The sequence below is a fragment of the Streptomyces similanensis genome, assembly GCF_039543625.1.
Lineage (GTDB): Bacteria > Actinomycetota > Actinomycetes > Streptomycetales > Streptomycetaceae > Streptomyces > Streptomyces similanensis.
On record NZ_BAABKC010000018.1, the window covers coordinates 26,338 to 51,410 of the forward strand.

A 25,073-nucleotide genomic window follows, 5' to 3' on the forward strand; every position below is an offset into this window, starting at 1 on the left:
CCATGAGCGACGAAGCCCCTGTCATCGGCGTCCTGGCCCTCCAGGGCGACGTACGGGAGCACCTCATCGCCCTGGCCGCGGCCGACGCCGTGGCCAGGCCGGTCAGGCGCCCCGAAGAACTCGCCGAGGTGGACGGCCTGGTCCTGCCCGGCGGCGAGTCCACCACCATCTCCAAGCTCGCCGTCCTGTTCGGCGTGATGGAACCCCTGCGCGCGCGGGTGCGCGCCGGCCTGCCCGTGTACGGCACCTGCGCCGGCATGATCCTGCTCGCCGACAAGATCCTCGACCCGCGTTCGGGCCAGGAGACCATCGGCGGCATCGACATGATCGTGCGCCGCAACGCCTTCGGCCGCCAGAACGAGTCCTTCGAGGCCGCCGTGGCCGTGGAAGGCGTCGCGGGCGACCCCGTGGAGGGCGTCTTCATCCGCGCCCCCTGGGTCGAGTCGGTCGGCGCCGGCGCCGAGGTGCTCGCCGAGCACGACGGCCACATCGTCGCCGTCCGCCAGGGCAACGCGCTGGCCACGTCGTTCCACCCGGAGCTGACCGGCGACCACCGTGTGCACGCCCTGTTCGTCGACATGGTGCGCGCGATGCGGCCCGCGGAGTCCTTGTAGGATCTGCGGGGGTACCTCCCGGCTGCCGCAGGCCCGGGAGCGTTCGTACAGGATGGTTTACGCGAAGGAGACAGGCAGATGTCCGGCCACTCTAAATGGGCTACGACGAAGCACAAGAAGGCCGTCATCGACGCCAAGCGTGGCAAGCTCTTCGCGAAGCTGATCAAGAACATCGAGGTCGCGGCGCGCATGGGCGGCGTCGACCTGGAGGGCAACCCGACGCTCTACGACGCCGTCCAGAAGGCGAAGAAGCAGTCGGTGCCCAACAAGAACATCGACTCGGCCATCAAGCGCGGCGGCGGTCTCGAGGCCGGCGGCGCCGACTACGAGACGATCATGTACGAGGGCTACGGTCCCAACGGCGTCGCGGTGCTCATCGAGTGCCTCACCGACAACCGCAACCGCGCCGCCTCCGACGTCCGTGTCGCCATGACCCGCAACGGCGGCAACATGGCCGACCCGGGCTCGGTGTCGTACCTGTTCCACCGCAAGGGCGTCATCATCGTCCCCAAGGGCGAGCTGGGCGAGGACGACGTCCTGGGCGCCGTCCTGGACGCGGGCGCCGAGGAGGTCAACGACCTCGGCGAGAGCTTCGAGGTGCTCAGCGAGGCCACCGACCTGGTCGCGGTCCGCACCGCGCTCCAGGAGGCGGGCATCGACTACGACTCCGCCGACTCCAACTTCGTCCCGACCATGCAGGTCGAGCTGGACGAGGAGGGCGCCCGGAAGATCTTCAAGCTGATCGACGCGCTCGAGGACAGCGACGACGTGCAGAACGTCTTCGCCAACTTCGACGTCAGCGACGAGGTCATGGAGAAGGTCGACGCGTAACGCACCGCGCGCACGGCGACCCAGGCGGGCCGGAGGGACACGTCCCCCGGCCCGCCGCCGTTGTCAGTGGCGCCCGATAGCCTGCACGAACAGCAGACGGAAGGGGCGGGGCGTGCGCGTACTGGGGGTGGACCCGGGACTGACCCGGTGCGGGATCGGTGTCGTGGAGGGCGTCGCGGGCCGCCCGCTGACCATGATCGGCGTCGGCGTGGTCCGCACCCCCGCAGACGCCGACCTCGGCCGCCGCCTCGTCGCCGTCGAGCAGGGCGTCGAGCAGTGGCTCGACGAGCACCGCCCGGAGTTCGTCGCCGTCGAGCGCGTCTTCAGCCAGCACAACGTGCGCACGGTGATGGGCACCGCCCAGGCCAGCGCCGTCGCCATCCTGTGCGCCTCGCGCCGCGGCATCCCCGTCGCCCTGCACACCCCCAGCGAGGTCAAGGCCGCCGTCACCGGCAGCGGACGCGCGGACAAGGCCCAGGTCGGCGCCATGGTCACCCGGCTGCTGCGGCTCGCCGCGCCGCCCAAGCCCGCCGACGCCGCCGACGCCCTCGCGCTCGCCATCTGCCACATCTGGCGGGCGCCCGCCCAGAACCGGCTCCAGCAGGCCGTCGCCCGGCACGCGGCCGGAGCACCGATGACCCCGATGACCCCGATGACACCGAAAGGCCGTACGGCATGATCGCCTTCGTCAGCGGCACCGTCGCCGCACTCGCCCCCGACACCGCGGTGATCGAGGTGGGCGGCGTCGGCATGACCGTCCTGTGCGCCCCGAACACGCTGTCGACCCTGCGGATCGGACAGCCCGCCAAGCTGCACACCTCCCTGGTCGTCCGCGAGGACTCGCTGACCCTGTACGGCTTCGCCGACGACGACGAGCGCCAGGTCTTCGCACTCCTGCAGACCGCGAGCGGCGTCGGCCCCCGCCTCGCCCAGGCCATGCTCGCCGTGCACAGCCCCGACGCCCTGCGCCGCGCGGTCGCCACCGGCGACGAGAAGGCACTCACCGCGGTGCCCGGCATCGGCAAGAAGGGCGCCCAGAAACTCCTGCTGGAACTGAAGGACCGGCTCGGCGAACCGGTCGGCGCCCCCGCGGTCGGCGCCCCCGTCACCCAGGGCTGGCGCGACCAGCTGCACGCCGCCCTCATCGGCCTGGGCTACGCCACCCGCGAGGCCGACGAGGCCGTGTCGGCGGTGGCCCCGCAGGCCGAGGCCGCCGGCGGCCCGCCGCAGGTCGGGCAGTTGCTGAAGGCCGCCCTGCAGACCCTGAACCGAGCCCGCTGACCCACCACCCTCCCGAGGCAGAGCAGACATGAACTGGGACGACACGACCGACACGCCCGCCGGCGAACGGCTGGTGGGCTCTGTCGCCGACGGCGAGGACCAGGCCGTCGAGGCCGCCCTGCGCCCCAAGGACCTGGGCGAGTTCATCGGCCAGGAGAAGGTGCGCGAACAGCTCGACCTCGTGCTGCGCGCCGCCCGAGCGCGCGGCGCGACCGCCGACCACGTGCTGCTCTCCGGCGCGCCCGGCCTGGGCAAGACCACCCTTTCGATGATCATCGCGGCCGAGATGGGCGCTCCCATCCGGATCACCTCGGGCCCCGCCATCCAGCACGCCGGCGACCTCGCCGCCATCCTGTCCTCCCTCCAGGAGGGCGAGGTCCTCTTCCTCGACGAGATCCACCGGATGTCCCGGCCCGCCGAGGAGATGCTCTACATGGCGATGGAGGACTTCCGCGTCGACGTCATCGTCGGCAAGGGCCCCGGCGCCACCGCCATCCCGCTGGAGCTGCCCCCCTTCACCCTGGTCGGCGCCACCACCCGCGCCGGTCTGCTGCCGCCCCCGCTGCGCGACCGCTTCGGCTTCACCGCGCACATGGAGTTCTACGAGCCCGCCGAACTGGAGCGCGTCGTGCACCGCTCGGCGAGCCTGCTCGACGTCGAGATCGACACCGCCGGCGCCGCCGAGATCGCCGGCCGCTCCCGCGGCACGCCCCGCATCGCCAACCGGCTGCTGCGCCGGGTGCGCGACTACGCGCAGGTCAAGGCGGACGGCGTCATCACCCGGAAGATCGCCGCCGCGGCCCTCGCCGTGTACGAGGTCGACCCGCGCGGCCTGGACCGGCTCGACCGCGCCGTGCTGCACGCCCTGCTGAAGCTCTTCGGCGGCGGACCGGTGGGCCTGTCGACGCTCGCGGTGGCGGTCGGGGAGGAACGTGAGACCGTGGAAGAGGTCGCCGAGCCCTTCCTGGTACGGGAGGGCCTGCTCGCCCGCACCCCCCGCGGGCGGGTCGCCACCCCCGCGGCCTGGGCGCACCTCGGACTGACGCCGCCGCGTTCGCAGACCGCGGGAAACGGACAAGGGGACTTGTTCGGGGCGTGATGCGTGCGGCATTGGCCCGAGCAGGAACCCAGGTGCCATGCTGAGCGTTGTTCCCCACGCGCGGACTCGCTTAGACTCCGCCGATGCCGCCCTTGTCGACGGCACGCACACCCCCAACCATCAGGCCGCCCCCATCGCGGTCGTGTGAAGGAAGTTCCGACCCGTGAGTCTCGTGACCCTCCTCCCGTTCATCGTGCTCATCGGGGCCATGTTCCTGATGACCCGGTCGGCCAAGCGCAAGCAGGCTCAGGCCGCCGACATGCGGAACCAGATGCAGCCCGGCAGCGGAATCCGCACCATCGGGGGCATGTACGCCACGGTCAAGGAGGTCAGCGACGACACGGTCCTCGTTGACGCCGGTCCGGGCGTGGAACTGCTGTTCGCCAAGAACGCGATCGCCACCGTCCTGTCCGACGACGAGTACAACCGCATCGTCCACGGCATCGAGCACGACCTGAAGTCCGACGCCGACCTCGTTCCCGACGACGCCTCCTCCCTCACCGAGACCGACGAGCCCGCCGCCGACGCTTCCACCGCTTCCGACGACAAGCCCATCGACCTCGGGAAGAAGGACGCGGCCGAGGGACCGGCCGGCGCCGCCACCGAGGCGAAGGCGGACGCAGAGCCGAAGAAGACCGACGGCGACTCCGAGGCGAAGTAGTCACCACTCGGGGCGCGCGGCACCGCCCGCGCGCCCTGGGACGTGTTCACTTCGCGCGGGATCCCGACACCATGTCATGGCCGCCACCGGGCTGACCCGGCGCGGAGCGGCCCGAGAGGGAGTACGAGAAGGTGGCAGCACCTAAGAAGGGCCGGAGCGCGAGCGCCCAGAGCAAGCCATGGCGCTCGCTGGCCCTCATCCTGATCGCCATCGTGGCGCTCACCGGCGGCATGTTCGCCTCGGGGAACACCACCCCGCGTCTCGGCATCGACCTGGCCGGCGGTACCAGCATCACCCTGCGGGCGGTCCCCGAGCGCGGTCAGGAATCCGCGATCAACAAGACCAACATGAACACGGCCGTGAACATCATGGAGCGGCGTGTCAACGGTCTTGGCGTCTCGGAGGCCGAGGTCCAGACCCAGGGCGACGACAACATCATCGTCAACATCCCCAAGGGCACGAACTCCAAGCAGGCCCGGGAGCAGGTCGGCACCACCGCGAAGCTGTACTTCCGCCCGGTCATCGCGACCGAGCTGTCCGCCGGCGCCGCCACGGCCAGCCCGTCGCCGAGCACGTCCGCCAGCCCCTCCGGCAAGGCGACGACGGGCTCCGGCGACAAGGCGACCTCGGGTGACAAGGCGACCTCCGGCTCCGCCAGTCCGTCGGGGACCGCGACCCAGCAGGGCCGCGCCGTCACCGACGCCCTGAAGGCCGACGCCACCCCGTCCGGCGGCGCCACCGGCTCCGCCAAGTCCTCCAGCACCCCCAAGGCCAGTGGCTCCCCGTCCCCGAGCGGCAGCGCGGGCAACGACGCCACCGCCAAGCTCCAGGCCCAGTACGCCGCCCTCGACTGCTCCAAGGAGAGCGTCCGGGCCACCGCCGGCAAGGGCGCGCTGCCCACCGAGCCGACCGTCGCGTGCGGCAAGAACAACGCGGGCGTGTGGCAGAAGTACGTCCTCGACAAGGCCGCCGTCGACGGCACGGACGTCAAGAAGGGCCAGGCGGTCTTCGACACGCAGGGCGCCGCCGGCTGGATTGTCCAGCTCGACTTCACCGGCTCGGGCGGCAAGAAGTTCGCCGACGTCACCGGCAAGCTGGCCCAGAACCAGTCGCCGCAGAACCAGTTCGCGATCGTCCTGGACGGCGAGGTCGTCTCCGACCCTCAGGTCACCACCGCGATCACCGGCGGCAACGCCCAGATCTCCGGCAGCTTCGACCAGCAGTCCGCGCAGAACCTGGCCAACATGCTGTCCTACGGCGCCCTGCCGCTGACCTTCAAGGAGGACAGCGTCACCACCGTGACGGCCGCGCTCGGCGGCGACCAGCTGCACGCCGGCCTGATCGCGGGCGCCATCGGCCTCGCCCTGGTCGTCGTCTACCTGCTGGTCTTCTACCGCGGCCTGTCGCTGATCGCCATCCCCTCGCTGCTGGTCTCGGCGGTCCTCGCCTACGTGATCATGTCGCTGCTCGGCCCGGCCATCGGCTTCGCGCTGAACCTGCCCGCCGTGTGCGGCGCGATCGTGGCCATCGGCATCACTGCGGACTCCTTCATCGTGTTCTTCGAGCGCATCCGGGACGAGATCCGCGAGGGCCGCACGCTGCGGCCCGCCGTCGAGCGCGCCTGGCCGCGGGCCCGGCGGACCATCCTGGTCTCCGACTTCGTCTCGTTCCTGGCCGCCGCGGTGCTCTTCATCGTCACCGTCGGCAAGGTGCAGGGCTTCGCGTTCACGCTCGGTCTGACCACCCTGCTCGACGTGGTCGTCGTCTTCCTGTTCACCAAGCCGCTGATGACGATCCTGGCCCGCAGGAAGTTCTACGCGAACGGCCACAAGCTGTCCGGTCTCGACCCGAAGGCCCTGGGTGCCAAGCCGCCGCTGCGCCGTACCCGCCGCCCCGCCCGCCCCGTCGACACGAAGGAGGCGTGAGCGATGTCGAAGATCGGCTCCCTCGGCGCCCGGCTCCACCGTGGCGAGGTCGGCTACGACTTCGTCAAGAACCGCAAGATCTGGTACGGCATCTCCATCCTGATCACCATCACGGCCATCCTCGGCCTGGCGGTGCGCGGCCTGAACATGGGCATCGAGTTCCAGGGCGGAGCGGTCTTCACCACGCCGAAGCACATGTCGACCTCGGTCAGCCAGGCCGAGACGTACGCCGTGGAGGCCTCCGGCCACGACGCGATCGTGCAGAAGCTCGGTGACGGCAGCCTGCGCATCCAGATCGCGGGCATCGACACCGGCAAGTCCGACGAGATCAAGGACACGCTCTCCAAGGACCTGAAGGTCAACGCCGAGCAGATCAACGCCGACCTGGTCGGCCCCAGCTGGGGCAAGCAGATCGCCAACAAGGCCTGGGAGGGCCTGGCGATCTTCATGGTCCTGGTCGTGATCTACCTGGCGATCGCCTTCGAGTGGCGGATGGCGCTGGCCGCCCTGGTCGCCCTGATCCACGACATCACGATCACCACCGGCATCTACGCCCTCGTCGGCTTCGAGGTCACGCCGGGCACCGTGATCGGTCTGCTGACCATCCTCGGTTACTCGCTCTACGACACGGTCGTCGTCTTCGACAGCCTCAAGGAGCAGACGAAGGACATCACCAAGCAGACCCGCTGGACCTACAGCGACATCGCCAACCTGTCGATCAACGGCACGCTGATGCGCTCCATCAACACCACGGTGGTCGCGCTGCTGCCGGTGGCGGGCCTGCTGTTCATCGGCGGCGGCGTGCTCGGCGCGGGCATGCTCAACGACATCTCGCTGTCGCTGTTCGTCGGCCTCGCGGCCGGCGCGTACTCCTCGATCTTCATCGCCACGCCGCTCGTCGCCGACCTCAAGGAGCGCGAGCCGCAGATGAAGGCCCTCAGGAAGCGGGTGCTCGCCAAGCGGGCGCAGGCCGAGGCCCAGGGCGAGCCGGTCGCGGACCGCGCCGGAGCCTCCTTCGACGAGGAGACCGCGGACGCCGCGCCCGCGGTCGTCGGACCGCGCGAGCAGGGCGCCTCCCGCAGCCGGGGCCGCGGCCGGCCCTCCGGGAAGCGCCGGTGACCGTGATGACCGACATCCAGGAACTGCTGCTCAGCCGGATCCGCGATGTGGAGGACTACCCGGAGCAGGGCGTGATGTTCAAGGACATCACCCCGCTCCTGGCGGACCCGGCGGCGTTCACCGCCCTGACCGACGCGTTCGCCGAGATCGCCGAGCGCACCCGCGCCACGAAGATCGTCGGCCTGGAGGCCCGCGGCTTCATCCTCGGCGCCCCGGTCGCGGTCCGCGCCGGCCTGGGCTTCATCCCCGTGCGCAAGGCGGGCAAGCTCCCCGGAGCGACCCTGCGCCAGGCCTACGACCTGGAGTACGGCTCGGCGGAGATCGAGGTGCACGCCGAGGACCTGAGTGCCGGCGACCGGATCCTGGTCGTCGACGACGTGCTGGCCACCGGCGGCACCGCCGAGGCGTCCCTCCAGCTGATCCGCCGGGCGGGCGCGGAGATCGCCGGCGTCGCCGTCCTGATGGAGCTGGGCTTCCTGGGCGGCCGCGGCCGACTCGAACCGGCCCTGGCCGGAGCGCCCCTGGAGGCGCTGCTCCAGGTCTGACCAGGACGCGGAAAGGGGACGAAATCCCCGTATCCGTACGGAAAGCACCGAAAGAGGCGGGCCCGGAGGAATCCGGTGCCCGTCTCCGGTGTTTGACCAATGAACGGACCGCGCACCCGGACTGAAGGCGATGCCACGGCCCGGGATCGCTACCATGGGGTTTCCGGAGCCTGCCCGGGGGACCCGGATCGCGCACGAGGAGTCCTCTTGCCAGACGAGGCCCAGCCACTGACCGCCGCCAAGCCCGAGTCCGCCTCGGCGTCCGCGGCGAAGCCCGCGCCGAAGGGGTCGAACGCGAAGAACGACACCCGGCGGGCGGTCGAGCACGCCCAGTCCGCGCCGGTCGAGAAGACCGCCGAGGCCTCGCGCCCCAAACCCGCTCCGCCCGTGCGCTCCGCCGGCGGCTCCGGCGCCCGCTCCGGCTCCTCCAACCGCGTCCGCGCCCGCCTGGCCCGCCTCGGCGTGCAGCGCGCCAACCCCTACAACCCGGTCCTGGAACCGCTGCTGCGGATAGTGCGCAGCAACGACCCCAAGATCGAGACCTCGACGCTGCGCCAGATCGAGCGCGCCTACCAGGTCGCCGAGCGCTGGCACCGCGGCCAGAAGCGCAAGAGCGGCGACCCGTACATCACGCACCCGCTCGCCGTCACCACCATCCTCGCCGAACTGGGCATGGACCCGGCCACCCTGATGGCCGGCCTGCTGCACGACACCGTCGAGGACACCGAGTACGGCCTGGAGGACCTGCGCCGCGACTTCGGCGACGTGGTCGCCCTGCTCGTCGACGGCGTCACCAAGCTGGACAAGGTCAAGTTCGGCGAGGCCGCGCAGGCCGAGACCGTGCGCAAGATGGTCGTCGCCATGGCCAAGGACCCCCGCGTCCTGGTCATCAAGCTCGCCGACCGCCTGCACAACATGCGCACCATGCGCTACCTCAAGCGCGAGAAGCAGGAGAAGAAGGCGCGCGAGACCCTGGAGATCTACGCGCCGCTCGCCCACCGCCTGGGCATGAACACCATCAAGTGGGAGCTGGAGGACCTCGCCTTCGCGATCCTCTACCCCAAGATGTACGACGAGATCGTCCGCCTCGTCGCCGAACGCGCGCCCAAGCGCGACGAGTACCTGGCCGTCGTCACCGACGAGGTCCAGGCCGACCTGCGCGCCGCCCGCATCAAGGCCACCGTCACCGGCCGCCCCAAGCACTACTACAGCGTCTACCAGAAGATGATCGTCCGCGGCCGCGACTTCGCGGAGATCTACGACCTGGTCGGCATCCGCGTCCTGGTCGACACCGTCCGGGACTGCTACGCCGCCCTCGGCACCGTGCACGCGCGATGGAACCCGGTCCCCGGCCGGTTCAAGGACTACATCGCGATGCCCAAGTTCAACATGTACCAGTCGCTGCACACCACGGTCATCGGCCCCAACGGCAAGCCGGTCGAGCTCCAGATCCGCACCTTCGACATGCACCGCCGCGCCGAGTACGGCATCGCCGCGCACTGGAAGTACAAGCAGGAGGCCGTCGCCGGCGCCTCCAAGGTCCGCACCGACGCGCCGAAGTCGCCCGCCGGCAAGTCGGGCAAGGACTCGGCCGCCATCAACGACATGGCGTGGCTCAGGCAGCTGCTGGACTGGCAGAAGGAGACCGAGGACCCCGGCGAGTTCCTGGAGTCGCTGCGCTTCGACCTCTCCCGCAACGAGGTCTTCGTCTTCACGCCCAAGGGCGACGTCATAGCGCTGCCGGCCGGCGCCACCCCCGTGGACTTCGCCTACGCCGTGCACACCGAGGTCGGCCACCGCACCATAGGGGCCCGGGTCAACGGCCGTCTGGTGCCGCTGGAGTCCACCCTGGACAACGGCGACCTGGTGGAGGTCTTCACCTCCAAGGCGACCGGCGCCGGCCCCTCCCGGGACTGGCTCGGCTTCGTCAAGTCACCGCGCGCCCGCAACAAGATCCGCGGCTGGTTCTCCAAGGAGCGCCGCGACGAGGCGATCGAGCAGGGCAAGGACGCCATCGTCCGCGCCATGCGCAAGCAGAACCTGCCGATCCAGCGGATCCTGACCGGCGACTCGCTGGTCACCCTCGCCCACGAGATGCGCTACTCCGACATCTCCGCGCTGTACGCGGCGATCGGCGAGGGCCACGTCTCGGCGCAGAACATCGTCCAGAAGCTCGTGCAGGCCCTCGGCGGCGAGGAGGCCGCCACCGACGAGATCGACGAGGAGCTGCCGCCCGCGCGCGGCCGCGGCCGCAAGCGCCGCTCCAGCGCCGACCCGGGGGTCGTCGTCAAGGGCGTCGACGACGTGTGGGTGAAGCTGGCCCGCTGCTGCACCCCGGTGCCCGGCGACCCGATCATCGGCTTCGTCACCCGCGGCAGCGGCGTCTCGGTGCACCGCAACGACTGCGTCAACGTGGAGTCGCTCTCCCGCGAGCCCGAGCGGATCCTCGACGTCGAGTGGGCGCCCACCCAGTCCTCCGTCTTCCTGGTCGCCATCCAGGTCGAGGCGCTGGACCGCTCCCGGCTGCTGTCGGACGTCACCCGCGTCCTGTCCGACCAGCACGTCAACATCCTCTCCGCGGCCGTCCAGACCTCCCGCGACCGGGTCGCCACCTCCCGCTTCACCTTCGAGATGGGCGACCCCAAGCACCTGGGCCACGTCCTGCGGGCCGTACGCGGCGTGGAGGGCGTCTACGACGTGTACCGGGTGACCTCGGCGCGCAACCGCTCCTAGAGCCTGTCCGGCACACGCCTGAGGGCTCCCGTACGCGCCGTACGGGAGCCCTCAGTCATGCGGAAGGGGTGCTCAGCCGCCGAACTCCTGGAGACCCTTCAGGGCCTGGTCCAGGAGCGCCTGGCGGCCTTCCAGCTCCTTCTCCAGCTTGTCCGCCCGGGAGGAGTTGCCCTGGGCGCGCGCCTGCTCGATCTGACCGCGCAGCTTGTCCACGGCGGCCTGGAGCTGACCGGTCAGACCCTCGGCACGCGCACGCGCCTCCGGGTTCGTCCGGCGCCACTCGGCCTCCTCGGCCTCCTGAAGGGCCCGCTCGACCGTGTGCATCCGGCCCTCGACCTTGGGCCGGGCGTCCCGCGGCACATGGCCGATGGCCTCCCAGCGTTCGTTGATCGTGCGGAAGGCGGCCCGGGAGGCCTTCAGGTCGCTGACCGGCAGCAGCCGCTCGGCCTCCTCGGCCAGCTCCTCCTTCAGCTTGAGGTTCTCCGTCTGCTCGGCGTCGCGCTCGGCGAACACCGAACCGCGCGCGGCGAAGAACACGTCCTGGGCGCCGCGGAAACGGTTCCACAGGTCGTCCTCGTGCTCGCGCTGGGCGCGGCCCGCGGCCTTCCACTCGGCCATCAGATCGCGGTAGCGGGCCGCGGTCGGCCCCCAGTCCGTCGAGCCGGACAGCGCCTCGGCCTCGCCGACCAGCCGCTCCTTGATCCGGCGGGCGTCCTCGCGCTGCGCGTCCAGCTGCGCGAAGTGCGCCTTGCGCCGCTTGGAGAACGCCGAGCGCGCGTGCGAGAAGCGGTGCCACAGCTCGTCGTCGGACTTGCGGTCCAGCCGCGGCAGCCCCTTCCAGGTGTCCACCAGCGCCCGCAGCCGCTCACCGGCCACCCGCCACTGGTCGGAACGGGCCAGCTCCTCCGCCTCCGCGACCAGCGACTCCTTGGCGTGCCGGGCCTCGTCCGTCTGCCGGGCGCGCTGCGCCTTGCGCTCCTCGCGCCGCGACTCGACGGTCTCGACCAGCTTGTCCAGCCGGGCGCGCAGCGCCTGGAGATCACCGACCGCGTGGTGCGCGTCGACCTGTTCCCTGATGTGGCCGATGGCGACCTGCGCGTCCTTCGACGACAGGTCGGTGGTCCGCACCCGCTTCTCGAGGAGGCCGATCTCGACCACCAGGCCCTCGTACTTGCGCTCGAAGTAGGCCAGCGCCTCCTCGGGGGAGCCGGCCTGCCAGGAACCGACGACCTGCTCGCCGTCGGCCGTACGCACGTACACGGTGCCCGTCTCGTCGACGCGGCCCCACGGGTCGCTGCTCACAGCGCCTCCTCCACATGATGCCCGCGAGGGGGCTTCGTGGCTCCCCCGGGCATCGTCCACAGTTTCGTCACGGCCAACATAGGCGACCGGCGGGTTGCCTGTCCGCATCCAGCGCGACCGAAATTACGCAGTTGACGATCAGGATTTCGTGACCGTGGCCTTGTCGATGACGACCGTCGCGTTGGGCGCCCCGTCGCCGCCGCCCGTGTTCTCACCCGCGGCGGCGATCTTCTTGAGCACCTTCAGGCCGGACTGCGAAATCGTACCGAAGGGGGTGTAGTTGGGCGGAAGCTGGCTGTCCTGGTACACCAGGAAGAACTGGCTGCCGCCGGTGTGCTTCTGGCCGGTGTTCGCCATCGCGACCGTGCCCGCCGGGTAGACGTTGCCCTTCAGGCTCTTGTCCTTGAGGTTCTCGTCCGGGATCGTGTAGCCCGGCCCGCCGTTGCCCTGCGCCGTCGGGTCGCCGCACTGGAGCACGTAGATGCCGTTGGTGGTGAGCCGGTGGCACTTGGTGTGGTCGAAGAAGCCCTTGCCCGCCAGGAAGTCGAACGAGTTCACCGTGTGCGGGGCCGCCGCCGTCTTCAGCGCGATGTCGATGTCGCCGCACGTCGTCGCCAGCTTCATCGCGTACGCCGCCGACGTGTCGATCGTCATCGCCGGCTCCTTCTTCCAGCTCAGCTTCTTCACCGCGCCCGCGGCCGGCTTGGCGCACGGGTCCGGCGCCTTGCTGGTGGCCGAGGCGCTCGGCGTCGTGCTCGGCGCGGCCTTGTCGTCGTCCGAGCCGTTCTTCAGGACCCCGGTCGTGTACAGCGCCACGCCGCCGATGACCACGACGGCGAGCACCGACGCGATCACCGAGTTGCGCATGCGCGACTTGCGCCGCGCGTCGGTGCGCCGCTGCTGCTGCCGCAAGAACTTCTCCCGGGCGAGCTGACGCCGCCGCTGCTCCTGGCTGACCACCGGGTTCTCTCCTCATTGCGTCTCGTGTGCCGACCGGTACGCGCGCGTCCCGTGCGTCGACCGCCTGCGTGTGCCCCGTACCGTATATGGGTTACCTGAGGATCCGGCAGCGCCGGTAGGCTCGGATCACCGGCCCAGCCGGCCGAAGCCCTCCCGTACCGAGACAAACGAAGGACGATCGTGCTCATTGCCGGGTTCCCCGCCGGGGCCTGGGGGACGAACTGCTACCTCGTCGCCCCCGCCGCCGGTGAGGAGTGCGTGATCATCGACCCCGGCCACCAGGCCGCCCCAGGCGTCGAGGAAGCGCTGAAGAAGCATCGGCTCAAGCCCGTCGCCGTCGTCCTCACCCACGGCCACATCGACCACGTGGCCTCGGTCGTCCCGGTATGCGGCGCACACGGCGTACCGGCCTGGATCCACCCGGCCGACCGGTACATGATGAGCGACCCCGAGAAGGCCCTCGGCCGCTCCATCGGCATGCCGCTGATGGGCGAGCTGACCGTGGGGGAGCCGGACGACGTCGAGGAACTGACCGACGGCGCCCGGCTGGAGCTGGCCGGTCTGGAGTTCTCCGTCGCGCACGCGCCGGGCCATACCAAGGGGTCGGTGACGTTCCGGATGCCCGAGACCGCGGACGTCCCGCAGGTCTTCTTCTCCGGGGATCTGCTGTTCGCCGGCTCCATCGGACGCACCGACCTGCCCGGCGGCGACATGGCCGAGATCCTCGACTCGCTGGCCCGCGTGTGCCTGCCGCTCGACGACTCGACCGTGGTGCTGTCCGGCCACGGCCCCCAGACGACCATCGGCCAGGAGCGCGCCACCAACCCGTATCTGCGGCAGGTGGCGGCCGGCCAGGGAGCGGACACCGGTCCCGCTCCCCGACGAGGAATGTGACGAGAGACTCCGTGAGCACCTTCAAGGCCCCCAAGGGCACCTACGACCTGATCCCGCCGGACTCCGCCAAGTACCTCGCGGTGCGCGAGGCCATCGCCGCCCCGCTGCGCAACTCCGGCTACGGCTACGTCGAGACGCCCGGCTTCGAGAGCGTCGAGCTGTTCGCGCGCGGTGTCGGCGAGTCCACCGACATCGTGACCAAGGAGATGTACGCCTTCGAGACCAAGGGCGGCGACCGGCTCGCGCTGCGTCCCGAGGGCACCGCCTCCGTGCTGCGCGCCGCCCTGGAGGCCAACCTCCACAAGAGCGGCAACCTGCCGGTCAAGCTCTGGTACTCCGGCTCCTACTACCGCTACGAGCGCCCCCAGAAGGGCCGCTACCGCCACTTCTCCCAGGTGGGCGCCGAGGCGATCGGCGCGGAGGACCCGGCGCTCGACGCCGAGCTGATCATCCTGGCCGATCAGGCCTACCGCTCGCTGGGCCTCAGGAACTTCCGCATCCTGCTCAACAGCCTCGGCGACAAGGAGTGCCGCCCGCTGTACCGCACGGCGCTCCAGGACTTCCTGCGCGGCCTCGACCTGGACGAGGACACGCTGCGCCGCGCGGAGATCAACCCGCTGCGCGTGCTCGACGACAAGCGCCCCGACGTGCAGAAGCAGCTCACCGACGCGCCGCTGCTGCGCGACTACCTGTGCGACGCGTGCAAGGCGTACCACGAGGAGGTCCGCGAGCTGATCACCGCGGCGGGCGTCTCCTTCGAGGACGACGCCAGGCTGGTGCGCGGCCTGGACTACTACACGCGCACCACCTTCGAGTTCGTGCACGACGGCCTCGGCTCGCAGTCCGCGGTCGGCGGCGGCGGCCGCTACGACGGCCTGTCGGAGATGATCGGCGGCCCCGCGCTGCCCTCGGTGGGCTGGGCGCTGGGCGTGGACCGCACCGTCCTGGCCCTGGAGGCGGAGGGCGTCGAACTGCAACTGCCCGCCGCCACCAGCGTCTTCGCGGTCCCGCTCGGCGAGGAGGCGCGCCGCGTCCTGTTCGCCAAGGTCACCGAGCTGCGCAAGAACGGCGTCGCCGCCGACTTCTCCTACGGCGGCAAGGGCCTCAAGGGCGCCATGAAGAACGCCAACCGCAGCGGCGCCCGCTACGCGATCGTGGCCGGCGAACGCGACCTCGCCGAGGGCGTCGTCCAGCTCAAGGACATGGAGTCCGGCGAGCAGGTGGCCATCGGCGTCAACGAGATCGTCGCCGAACTGGAGTCGCGGCTCGGCTGAGCCACCCGCGCGTCGAGGGCGCCGGATCCCCGCACCGGGGCCCGGCGCCCCGGCACGTCAACCTCGTGCGTGGCGCTTCACCACGTCGGGCGGTTTCGGTGGACGGGCGTGAACGCCGCTCCTGGCCGTGGGCGCCGCTCACGCCCACGGCGACCGCGTTCCCGGCGGTCACTTCCTTATCCGCACCGAACGGTGCACACGCGTGCGCGTACGGCACAATGGCCCTGCCCGAAGCACCCTCCGACTCTCGAGCGACGGAATCGGCGTGATGAGCAAGACGACAGTCAAGGACGTCTCCATGGAGCCCGACTCCGAGCACCCGGCCCCCGGACCGCGGACGGCCGGCGGCAGCCGCGCCCTCGCCCTGCTGCTGGTGATCTGCGGCGCCGCCGGACTGCTCGCCGCCTGGGTCATCACGATCGACAAGCAGAAGATCCTCGAAGGCAAGCTGAGCGGCAAGACCTTCACGCCGAGCTGCAGCATCAACCCGATCATCTCCTGCGGCAGCGTGATGGAGAGCAAGCAGGCCTCCGTCTTCGGGTTCCCCAACCCCATGCTCGGCCTGGCCGCCTACGCCGTGGTGATCTGCGTCGGCATGAGCCTGCTCGGCCGCGCCCGCTTCCCGCGCTGGTACTGGCTGACCTTCAACGCCGGCACCCTCTTCGGCGTCTGCTTCGTCACCTGGCTGCAGTTCCAGTCGCTGTACCGGATCAACGCGCTGTGCCTGTGGTGCTCGCTGGCCTGGGTCGCCACCCTCACCCTGTTCTGGTACGTCACCTCCTTCACCATCCGCAACGACTTCCTGCCCGCCCCGCGCGCGGTGAAGTCGTTCCTGGCCGAGTTCACCTGGGTGCTCCCGGTCACTCACACCGGCGTCATCGCCATGCTGATCCTCACCCGCTGGGGCAGCAGCCTCTGGGCCTAGGCCCTCTCGTCCGGAACAGGCCGGCCGTCGTACCCGGGCCCCCGGGTCCGACGGCCGGCGGCGTTGTCAGTGGCGTGCCCTAGGGTTTCCGTGTGGAGCCCGACCTGTTCACCGCCGCAGCAGAAGAACGCCAGGAGAAGGATCCGGCCGCCAGCCCGCTGGCCGTCCGGATGCGCCCGCGCACCCTCGACGAGGTGGTGGGCCAGCAGCACCTGCTCAAGCCCGGCTCGCCCCTGCGGCGGCTCGTCGGCGAAGGCGCGGGCGGCCCGGCCGGGCCCTCCTCGGTGATCCTGTGGGGTCCGCCCGGCACCGGCAAGACCACCCTCGCCTACGTCGTCTCCAAGGCCACCAACAAGCGCTTCGTGGAGCTGTCGGCGATCACCGCGGGCGTCAAGGAGGTCCGCGCGGTCATCGACGGCGCCCGCCGCGCCACCGGCGGGTACGGCCAGGAGACCGTCCTCTTCCTGGACGAGATCCACCGCTTCAGCAAGGCCCAGCAGGACTCCCTGCTCCCGGCGGTGGAGAACCGCTGGGTGACCCTGATCGCCGCCACCACCGAGAACCCGTACTTCTCGGTGATCTCCCCGCTGCTGTCCCGCTCCCTGCTGCTCACCCTCGAACCCCTCACCGACGACGACGTACGCGGTCTGCTGCGCCGCGCCCTGACCGACGAGCGCGGTCTGAAGTCCGCGGTCGCGCTGCCCGAGGACACCGAGGACCACCTGCTGCGCATCGCCGGCGGCGACGCCCGCCGGGCGCTGACCGCGCTGGAGGCCGCCGCCGGGGCCGCCCTCGACAAGGGCGAGGACGAGATCTCCCTGACCACGCTGGAGGAGACGGTCGACCGGGCCGCGGTGAAGTACGACCGCGACGGCGACCAGCACTACGACGTCTCCAGCGCCCTGATCAAGTCCATCCGGGGCTCCGACGTCGACGCCGCGCTGCACTACCTGGCCCGGATGATCGAGGCCGGCGAGGACCCCCGGTTCATCGCCCGCCGGCTGATGATCTCCGCCAGCGAGGACATCGGCCTCGCCGACCCCACCGCGCTGCCCACGGCCGTCGCCGCCGCGCAGGCCGTCGCCATGATCGGCTTCCCCGAGGCCGCCCTCACCCTCAGCCACGCCACCATCGCCCTCGCGCTCGCCCCCAAGTCCAACTCGGCGACGACCGCGATCGGCGCCGCCCTGGAGGACGTGCGCAAGGGACTGGCCGGCTCGGTGCCGCCGCACCTGCGGGACGGGCACTACAAGGGCGCCGCCAAGCTCGGCCACGCGCAGGGCTACGTCTACCCGCACGACCTGGCCGAGGGCATCGCCGCCCAGCAGTACGCGCCGGACGCCCTCAAGGACCGCGAGTACTACAGCCCGAGCCGGCACGGCGCCGAGGCGCGCTACGCGGACGCGGTGGAGTGGACCCGCCAGCACCTCGGTCGGAAGCGGTCGTAGCAGCCTGTAGACTGCTGCACAGTGCTGAGTCCCGTGCCGTCAGAGCGGGACAGTCAGCCGGAGGCCCGGTCCTCGCGGACCGGCTCCAGGAGCGTCGCGCACCGTCGAACGGTGTCGCGGGCAGCCCACCACCACCCGGGGTTCCGGGACGGTCGGTGGGCCACTCGCGTGCTGCACGTATGTGCCCAGATCAGGAAGCGGCTGCCCAGCGGGTCCCTCGTGGACCTGCGGGTCTTCCCGGCTGCGGATGCGACCTCCGTAACCCTGGCAAGCCGGAAAACTAGGAAATGAGAGACAGTGGCGAACCAGTCCCGCCCCAAGGTGAAGAAGTCGCGTGCCCTCGGCATCGCGCTGACCCCGAAGGCCGTCAAGTACTTCGAGGCCCGTCCCTACCCGCCGGGCGAGCACGGCCGCGGCCGCAAGCAGAACTCGGACTACAAGGTCCGTCTGCTCGAGAAGCAGCGTCTGCGCGCGCAGTACGACGTGTCCGAGCGTCAGCTCGTCCGCGCCTACGAGCGTGCCTCCAAGGTCCAGGGCAAGACCGGTGAGGCCCTGATCATCGAGCTGGAGCGCCGCCTCGACGCGCTGGTCCTGCGTTCGGGCATCGCCCGCACGATCTACCAGGCCCGCCAGATGGTCGTCCACGGCCACATCCAGGTCAACGGCCAGAAGGTCGACAAGCCGTCCTTCCGCGTCCGTCCGGACGACGTCGTGCAGGTCCGCGACCGCTCCAAGGAGAAGACGCTCTTCACCATCGCCCGTGAGGGCGGCTTCGCCCCCGAGGGCGAGACCCCGCGCTACCTCCAGGTGAACCTCAAGGCCCTGGCGTTCCGCCTGGACCGCGAGCCGAACCGCAAGGAGATCCCGGTGATCTGCGACGAGCAGCTCGTCGTCGAGTACTACGCCCGCTGATCACCGGCAGGCCGTAGCACCACCTCGACCCGCCGTCCCGCCGCCCTTCCGGGCGGGCGGGGCGGCGGGTTCGCCCGTTCCCGGGCCCGGACGCGCCCAAGACGCACCTCGGGCCGCCGGTCAGTCGCCGTTCGACAGCTGGGAGCGCAGCCGGCGGACCGCGCCCGGACCGCGCGGCGCCGGCAGCCGCCGCAGCGACCGGGTGCGCGCGCCGCGCAGCGCCCGCGTCACCGCCGCCTCCCGGCCGAGCCCCGCCCCCTGGCGCACGCACTCCTCGTACCGCTCGTCGCCCAGCAGCTCCCGGGCCATCGCCTCGCACAGCTCGTGCGGGGCGTTGTAGTGCGCCGAGCCGAACAGCCGCAGCCCCACCGCCGGCCACATGCCGGCCGCGGCCCCCTGGAGCACCGCCGCCTCCGCCGCGTCGCCCTCGGCCGCCGTCACCAGCGCCAGCAGCTCCACCGCCAGCACCGAGCCCAGCAGATCGCGGAACCCGTGCGCGCTGCCCAGACAGTCCACCAGCAGCTCCCGCGCGCAGCCCAGGTTCCCCTCGCGCCAGGCCGCGTACGCCAGGACGTACAGCGCGTACGCGCGCGTCCAGCGCTCGCCGTGCTCCTCGCACACCCGGCGCACGTCCTCGCACAACCGCACCGCGTCCGGCAGATCGCCCTGGAACGCCCGCGTCATCGCCAGCTCCACCTGGCCCATCAGCACGGTGCTGTTCAGCTCGCCCAGCTCCCGGTAGCGCTCCAGCGCCGAGCGCAGCAGCCGCTCCGCGCGCTCCACGTCGTCCGTGATCAGCGCCAGACAGCCGGTGCGGTGCTCCGCGTACGCCAGCGCCGGCGCGCTCGCCGAGCGCTCCGCGCTCTCCCGGCACTCGCGCAGCGCGGCCAGCGCCGGCGCCGTGTCGCCCTGGAGGATGGCCACGTAGCCGAGCGTCGCCAGCGCCCGCAGCCGGGACTGCTCGTGCCCGCCCGCCAGCTCCACCGCCCGCCCCAGCCAGTGCCGGCCCTCCGACAGCCGCCCGCAGCCGGCCCAGCAGAACCACAGGCAGCCCGCCAGGTACTGGCCCAGCCGGGCCTCGTCCGGGCCGGTCATGCAGTACTCCAGGGCGGCGCGCAGATTCGGCAGCTCCGCCTCGATCCGCGCGGCCACCTCCCGCTGCCGGGGCGAGAACCACTCCAGCTCGCACCAGGTGGCCAGCCCGACGTACCAGTCGCGGTGCCGGCGCCGCAGCCGCTCCGCGTCCCCGGCCGCCGCCAGCCACTGGGCGCCGTAGGCGCGCACCGTGTCCAGCATCCGGTAGCGCACCCCCGCCGCCGTCTCCTCGCGCGCCACCACGGACTGCGCCAGCAGCTCGGTCAGCACGTCGAGGACGTCCTCGGAGGGCAGACCGCGCCCGCCGCACACGTACTCGGCGGCCTCCAGGTCGAACGGCCCGGCGAACGCCGACAGGCGCGCCCACAGCAGCCGCTCGGCGGGCGTGCACAGCTCGTGGCTCCAGCCGATCGCCGTGCGCAGCGTGCGGTGCCGAGGCAGGGCGTCGCGGCCGCCGCCGGTCAGCAGCCGGAACCGGTCGTCGAGGCGCTCCAGCAGCCGCACCGGCGACAGCGCCCGCAGCCGTCCCGCGGCCAGCTCGATCGCCAGCGGGATCCCGTCCAGGCGCCGGCACAGCTCCCGTACCGCCGGATCGCCGCCGTCCACCGTGACGTCCTGCTGCGCGGCCCGCGCCACCAGCAGTTCGGCGGCGTCCTCCGCGCCCAGCGGTGCCAGCGGGAACAGCCGTTCGCCCGCCACCCCCAGCGGCCGCCGCCCCGCGGCCAGCACCGTGAGCCCCGGGGTCCGCCGGAGCAGCTCGGCCGCCAGGCCGGCGCAGGCGTCCGCCAGGTGTTCGAACCCGTCGAGCACCAGCAGCAGCTGGCGCTCGGCCAGATGAGCGAGCAGGGCCTCGCGCGGCGGACGCGTGGTGTGGTCGGTCAGCCCCATCGCCTCCACCACGGCGTGGTCCAGGAACTCCGGGTCCTGGAGCGGCGCGAGGTCCACCCGCCACACGCCGTCCGGCGCCGCCGGGCGGGCGGCCGCCCGCGCCGCCAGCCGCGACTTGCCGACCCCGCCCACGCCGGTCACCGTCACCAGCCGCGCGGCGCCGAGCGTCCGCGCCAGCGCGTCGAGTTCGGCCGCGCGGCCGACGAACGCGTCGAGTTCGGCGGGCAGATTGCCCGCGGCGCCGCCGCCCGGGGACCGGCCGGCCGGCGTGGAGTCACGCATGGGGTCTCGCATGGGACACGGAGCGTACTGAACCGTAATCGGTCCGTACAATCGCCGGTCCGCGCCGCGCGGCGCACCGGCGGTAATCCGGTACGGAGCCCCGCCCCGGGCGCGATAGGCTCGGTGTACGGCTTTCTCGGTGTTCTAGGTGCCAGGCGTTCTAGATCTTCCGGACAGTCCCGAAGTTCAGGCACGTTTCAGGGAGCGGGTGCGCACAGTGTCCGGTGGTGAGGTGGCCGGGATCCTGGTGGCCGTCTTCTGGGCGATCCTGGTCTCCTTCCTCGCCGTGGCGCTGGCGAGGCTGGCCCAGACGCTCAAGGCGACCACCAAGCTCGTGGCGGACGTGACCGACCAGGCCGTTCCGCTGCTGTCCGACGCGTCGCAGGCGGTGCGCTCCGCGCAGACCCAGATCGACCGCGTCGACGCCATCGCCTCCGACGTCCAGGAGGTCACCTCCAACGCGTCCGCGCTGTCGACGACCGTCGCCTCCACCTTCGGCGGCCCCCTGGTGAAGGTCGCCGCCTTCGGCTACGGCGTGCGCCGGGCCCTGGGCGGCCGCAAGGAGGACGTGCCCGCCAAGGCGTCGAGGCGTACCGTGATCGTGGGCCGCACCGTCCCGGCCGCACGGCGGGGGAAGCGGAACAACCGGGAGAAGTAAGGACTAGCGATGTTCCGCCGTTCGTTCTGGTTCAGCACAGGTGTCGCCGCCGGTGTGTGGGCCACCACCAAGGTCAACCGCAAGCTGCGACAGCTGACCCCCGAGTCGCTCGCCGTCACCGCGGCGAACAAGGCGCTGGAGACCGGTCACCGGATCAAGGACCGCGCGGTCGGCTTCGCGCTCGACGTCCGCGACAACATGGCGCAGCGGGAGGCCGAACTCGGCGACGCGCTCGGCATCAACGCCTCCGTCGACGCCCAACTGCCCCCGCCCAGGCGGCTCGCCGCCATCGAGAACCACCACAGCCCGAAGTACGTCGACGGCTCGGCGTACCCGACGAACTCGAACAACCGGAATGAGGACCACTGATGGAGTCGGCTGAGATCCGCCGCCGCTGGCTGAGCTTCTTCGAGGAGCGCGGGCACACCGTCGTCCCTTCGGCGTCGCTCATCGCGGACGACCCGACTCTGCTCCTCGTCCCGGCCGGCATGGTGCCCTTCAAGCCCTACTTCCTGGGCGAGGTCAAGCCGCCGTTCCCGCGCGCCACCAGCGTGCAGAAGTGCGTGCGCACGCCCGACATCGAAGAGGTCGGCAAGACCACGCGGCACGGCACGTTCTTCCAGATGTGCGGCAACTTCTCCTTCGGCGACTACTTCAAGGAAGGCGCCATCAAGTTCGCCTGGGAGCTGCTCACCGGCGCCCAGGACGAGGGCGGTTACGGCCTCGACCCCGAGCGCCTGTGGATCACCGTCTACAAGGACGACGACGAGGCCGAGCGCATCTGGCACGAGGTCGTCGGAGTGCCCAAGGAGCGCATCCAGCGCCTGGGCATGAAGGACAACTACTGGTCCATGGGCGTCCCCGGCCCGTGCGGCCCCTGCTCCGAGATCAACTACGACCGCGGCCCCGAGTTCGGCGCCGAGGGCGGCCCCGCCGTCAACGACGAGCGGTACGTGGAGATCTGGAACCTCGTCTTCATGCAGTACGAGCGCGGCGAGGGCATCGGCAAGGACAACTTCGAGATCCTCGGCGACCTGCCGAGCCAGAACATCGACACCGGCCTCGGTCTCGAACGCCTCGCCATGATCCTGCAGGGCGTGCAGAACATGTACGAGATCGACACCTCGATGGCCGTCATCAGGAAGGCCACCGAGCTGACCGGTGTCGCCTACGGCGACGCCCACGCCTCGGACGTGTCCCTGCGCGTGGTCACCGACCACATGCGCACCGCCACCATGCTCATCGGCGACGGCGTCACCCCGGGCAACGAGGGCCGCGGCTACGTGCTGCGCCGCATCATGCGCCGCGCCATCCGCAACATGCGCCTGCTGGGCGCCACCGGCCTGGTCGTACAGGACCTCATCGAGGTCGTCATCGGCATGATGGGCCAGCAGTACCCGGAGCTGGTCACCGAGCGCGAGCGCATCGAGAAGGTCGCCCTCGCCGAGGAGAACGCCTTCCTGAAGACGCTGAAGGCCGGCACCAACATCCTGGACACCGCCGTCACCGAGACCAAGCAGTCCGGCGGCAAGGTCCTCTCCGGCGACAAGGCGTTCCTGCTCCACGACACCTGGGGCTTCCCGATCGACCTCACCCTGGAGATGGCCGCCGAACAGGGCCTGTCCGTGGACGAGGACGGCTTCCGCCGCCTGATGAAGGAGCAGCGGGAGCGCGCCAAGGCCGACGCCCAGGCCAAGAAGACCGGCCACGCCGACCTGGGCGCCTACCGGGAGATCGCCGACGCCGCCGGCGAGACCGACTTCATCGGCTACGGCGACACCGAGGGCGAGTCCACGATCGTCGGCCTCCTCGTCGACGGCGTGTCCTCCCCGGCCGCCACCGAGGGCGACGAGGTGGAGGTCGTCCTCGACCGCACCCCGTTCTACGCCGAGGGCGGCGGCCAGATCGGCGACACCGGCCGCATCAAGGTCGACTCCGGCGCCGTCATCGAGGTCCGCGACTGCCAGAAGCCGGTCCCGGGCGTCTACGTCCACAAGGGCGTCGTCCAGTTCGGCGAGGTCACTGTGGGCGCCAAGGCGCACGCCTCGATCGACTCCCGCCGCCGCACCGCCATCGCCCGCGCCCACTCGGCCACCCACCTCACCCACCAGGCGCTGCGCGACGCGCTCGGCCCGACGGCCGCCCAGGCCGGCTCCGAGAACCAGCCCGGCCGCTTCCGCTTCGACTTCGGTTCCCCCGCCGCCGTCCCGACGGCCGTGATGACCGACGTCGAGCAGAAGATCAACGAGGTGCTGGCCCGCGATCTCGACGTGCACGCCGAGGTCATGGGCATCGACGAGGCCAAGAAGCAGGGCGCCATCGCCGAGTTCGGCGAGAAGTACGGCGAGCGCGTGCGGGTCGTCACCATCGGCGACTTCTCCAAGGAGCTGTGCGGCGGCACCCATGTGCACAACACCGCCCAGCTGGGCCTGGTGAAGCTGCTCGGCGAGTCCTCCATCGGCTCGGGCGTGCGCCGTATCGAGGCCCTGGTCGGCGTGGACGCCTACAACTTCCTCGCCCGCGAGCACACGGTCGTCGCCCAGCTCCAGGAGCTGATCAAGGGCCGCGCGGAGGAGCTGCCGGAGAAGGTCTCCGCCATGCTCGGCAAGCTGAAGGACGCCGAGAAGGAGATCGAGAAGTTCCGCGCCGAGAAGGTGCTCCAGGCGGCCGGCGGTCTCGCCGAGTCCGCCAAGGACGTGCGCGGCGTGGCCCTGGTCACCGGCCAGGTCCCGGACGGCACCACGCCGGACGACCTGCGCAGGCTGGTGCTGGACGTGCGCGGCCGCATCCAGGGCGGCCGGGCCGCCGTGGTCGCCCTGTTCACCGTGAACAACGGCAAGCCGCTCACGGTCATCGCCACCAACGAGGCCGCCCGTGAGCGCGGCCTGAAGGCCGGCGACCTGGTCCGCACCGCCGCCAAGACGCTCGGCGGCGGCGGTGGCGGCAAGCCGGACGTCGCCCAGGGCGGCGGCCAGAACCCGGCCGCCGTCGGCGAGGCCGTCGACGCGGTCGAGCGCCTGGTCGCCGAGACCGCCAAGTAGGAACGACGGGGAGCGAGCAAGAGACGGTCGAGAAGATGCGCAGAGGACGTCGGCTCGCGATCGACGTCGGGGACGCCCGGATCGGGGTCGCCTCGTGCGACCCCGACGGGATCCTCGCCACCCCGGTCGAGACCGTCCCCGGCCGGGACGTCCAGGCGGCGCACCGTCGCCTCGGGCAGCTGGTCGAGGAGTACGAGCCGGTCGAGGTCGTCGTCGGTCTCCCTCGCTCCCTCAAGGGGGGCGAGGGCCCCGCCGCCGTGAAGGTCCGCGCGTTCGCGGGCGAACTGGCCAGGCGGATCGCGCCGGTGCCGGTGCGGCTGGTGGACGAGCGGATGACCACGGTGACGGCGAGCCAGGGGCTGCGGGCCTCGGGGGTGAAGTCCAAGAAGGGACGCTCCGTGATCGACCAGGCCGCCGCCGTCATCATCCTGCAGCAGGCCCTCGAATCCGAACGGGTGTCAGGTGAGCCACCCGGCGAGGGCGTCGAAGTGGTCATGTGATCGCGATACGGTAACGTTCCGCGCGATGCGCCGGTGTTCGAACAGCCGGCGCACAGCAAGAGGCGGGACGGTGCCGGGCGATACGC

General features: G+C 71.3%; 21 protein-coding genes and 1 pseudogene. 19 read left to right on the top strand and 3 right to left on the bottom strand.

Annotated features, from left to right (window positions below; all coding sequences use genetic code 11):
• Positions 1-2 precede the first annotated feature (2 nt).
• The 10 genes from pdxT to ABEB07_RS06490 all read left to right on the top strand — a co-directional run bounded on the left by pdxT (position 3) and on the right by ABEB07_RS06490 (position 10,808).
• Positions 3-614 carry a pyridoxal 5'-phosphate synthase glutaminase subunit PdxT gene (gene pdxT / locus ABEB07_RS06445; protein WP_164588897.1) on the top strand — a complete coding sequence of 204 codons (612 nt, stop codon included), beginning with the start codon at positions 3-5 and terminating at the stop codon, positions 612-614.
• A gap of 78 nt (positions 615-692) precedes the next feature.
• The gene (locus ABEB07_RS06450) at positions 693-1,445 is read left to right on the top strand and encodes a YebC/PmpR family DNA-binding transcriptional regulator (RefSeq protein WP_164588898.1); all 753 of its coding nucleotides are present in this window, start codon (positions 693-695) and stop codon (positions 1,443-1,445) included.
• A gap of 112 nt (positions 1,446-1,557) precedes the next feature.
• Complete coding sequence (gene ruvC / locus ABEB07_RS06455; RefSeq protein WP_164588899.1) at positions 1,558-2,124, top strand: crossover junction endodeoxyribonuclease RuvC; 567 nt, start codon at positions 1,558-1,560, stop codon at positions 2,122-2,124.
• A complete protein-coding gene (gene ruvA / locus ABEB07_RS06460) occupies positions 2,121-2,726 on the top strand; it encodes a Holliday junction branch migration protein RuvA (protein ID WP_164588900.1) in 606 nt (201 codons plus the stop codon). The genes ruvC and ruvA overlap by 4 nt, the downstream gene beginning before the upstream one ends.
• A gap of 28 nt (positions 2,727-2,754) precedes the next feature.
• Positions 2,755-3,825, top strand: coding sequence for a Holliday junction branch migration DNA helicase RuvB (gene ruvB, locus ABEB07_RS06465; RefSeq protein WP_345667402.1), 1,071 nt, complete (start codon positions 2,755-2,757; stop codon positions 3,823-3,825).
• 163 nt (positions 3,826-3,988) lie between these two features.
• On the top strand, positions 3,989-4,486 hold the full coding sequence (yajC, locus tag ABEB07_RS06470; RefSeq protein WP_176148249.1) for a preprotein translocase subunit YajC: 498 nt from the start codon (positions 3,989-3,991) through the stop codon (positions 4,484-4,486).
• A gap of 131 nt (positions 4,487-4,617) precedes the next feature.
• A complete protein-coding gene (secD, locus tag ABEB07_RS06475) occupies positions 4,618-6,411 on the top strand; it encodes a protein translocase subunit SecD (RefSeq protein WP_345667403.1) in 1,794 nt (597 codons plus the stop codon).
• Between the two features lie 3 nt (positions 6,412-6,414).
• Complete coding sequence (secF, locus tag ABEB07_RS06480; protein ID WP_164588904.1) at positions 6,415-7,530, top strand: protein translocase subunit SecF; 1,116 nt, start codon at positions 6,415-6,417, stop codon at positions 7,528-7,530.
• 5 nt (positions 7,531-7,535) lie between these two features.
• Positions 7,536-8,075 carry an adenine phosphoribosyltransferase gene (locus tag ABEB07_RS06485; protein ID WP_176151878.1) on the top strand — a complete coding sequence of 180 codons (540 nt, stop codon included), beginning with the start codon at positions 7,536-7,538 and terminating at the stop codon, positions 8,073-8,075.
• Positions 8,076-8,282: 207 nt separating this feature from the next.
• Entirely contained in the window at positions 8,283-10,808 is a 2,526-nt protein-coding gene (locus tag ABEB07_RS06490; protein WP_164588905.1) for a RelA/SpoT family protein, read from the top strand.
• Between the two features lie 72 nt (positions 10,809-10,880).
• On the opposite strand, the gene ABEB07_RS06495 is transcribed toward ABEB07_RS06490, so the two are convergent.
• Entirely contained in the window at positions 10,881-12,110 is a 1,230-nt protein-coding gene (locus ABEB07_RS06495; protein WP_345667404.1) for a DUF349 domain-containing protein, read from the bottom strand.
• 138 nt (positions 12,111-12,248) lie between these two features.
• Positions 12,249-13,070, bottom strand: a complete 822-nt coding sequence (locus ABEB07_RS06500) for a peptidylprolyl isomerase (protein WP_164588907.1) — start codon at positions 13,068-13,070, stop codon at positions 12,249-12,251.
• A gap of 180 nt (positions 13,071-13,250) precedes the next feature.
• Between ABEB07_RS06500 and ABEB07_RS06505 the strand changes: the two genes are divergently transcribed.
• The 5 genes from ABEB07_RS06505 (at position 13,251) to rpsD (ending at position 18,523) form a co-directional block, all read left to right on the top strand.
• The gene (locus tag ABEB07_RS06505) at positions 13,251-13,964 is read left to right on the top strand and encodes an MBL fold metallo-hydrolase (protein ID WP_176148246.1); all 714 of its coding nucleotides are present in this window, start codon (positions 13,251-13,253) and stop codon (positions 13,962-13,964) included.
• 11 nt (positions 13,965-13,975) lie between these two features.
• Complete coding sequence (gene hisS / locus ABEB07_RS06510; protein WP_345667405.1) at positions 13,976-15,238, top strand: histidine--tRNA ligase; 1,263 nt, start codon at positions 13,976-13,978, stop codon at positions 15,236-15,238.
• Between the two features lie 268 nt (positions 15,239-15,506).
• Positions 15,507-16,163: a vitamin K epoxide reductase family protein gene (locus ABEB07_RS06515; protein WP_164588910.1), complete on the top strand. Its 657-nt coding sequence runs from the start codon at positions 15,507-15,509 to the stop codon at positions 16,161-16,163.
• A 92-nt stretch (positions 16,164-16,255) separates the two neighbouring features.
• Positions 16,256-17,611 (top strand): replication-associated recombination protein A, encoded by a 1,356-nt coding sequence (locus tag ABEB07_RS06520; RefSeq protein WP_164588911.1) that lies wholly within the window; start codon positions 16,256-16,258, stop codon positions 17,609-17,611.
• A gap of 297 nt (positions 17,612-17,908) precedes the next feature.
• Entirely contained in the window at positions 17,909-18,523 is a 615-nt protein-coding gene (rpsD, locus tag ABEB07_RS06525) for a 30S ribosomal protein S4 (RefSeq protein WP_018570215.1), read from the top strand.
• Here rpsD and ABEB07_RS06530 read toward each other — a convergent pair.
• Positions 18,524-20,800: pseudogene (locus tag ABEB07_RS06530) on the bottom strand (ATP-binding protein).
• A gap of 196 nt (positions 20,801-20,996) precedes the next feature.
• Here ABEB07_RS06530 and ABEB07_RS06535 point away from each other — a divergent pair.
• From ABEB07_RS06535 to ruvX, 4 genes are read left to right on the top strand one after another with little or no spacing between them, the layout of a single operon-like run.
• On the top strand, positions 20,997-21,446 hold the full coding sequence (locus tag ABEB07_RS06535; protein ID WP_176148244.1) for a DUF948 domain-containing protein: 450 nt from the start codon (positions 20,997-20,999) through the stop codon (positions 21,444-21,446).
• Between the two features lie 9 nt (positions 21,447-21,455).
• The gene (locus ABEB07_RS06540; protein WP_164585470.1) at positions 21,456-21,815 is read left to right on the top strand and encodes a hypothetical protein; all 360 of its coding nucleotides are present in this window, start codon (positions 21,456-21,458) and stop codon (positions 21,813-21,815) included.
• A complete protein-coding gene (gene alaS / locus ABEB07_RS06545; protein WP_176148243.1) occupies positions 21,815-24,487 on the top strand; it encodes an alanine--tRNA ligase in 2,673 nt (890 codons plus the stop codon). The genes ABEB07_RS06540 and alaS overlap by 1 nt, the downstream gene beginning before the upstream one ends.
• Positions 24,488-24,522: 35 nt before the next feature.
• The gene (gene ruvX, locus ABEB07_RS06550) at positions 24,523-24,987 is read left to right on the top strand and encodes a Holliday junction resolvase RuvX (protein WP_176148242.1); all 465 of its coding nucleotides are present in this window, start codon (positions 24,523-24,525) and stop codon (positions 24,985-24,987) included.
• The last annotated feature ends 86 nt before the right edge of the window (positions 24,988-25,073 follow it).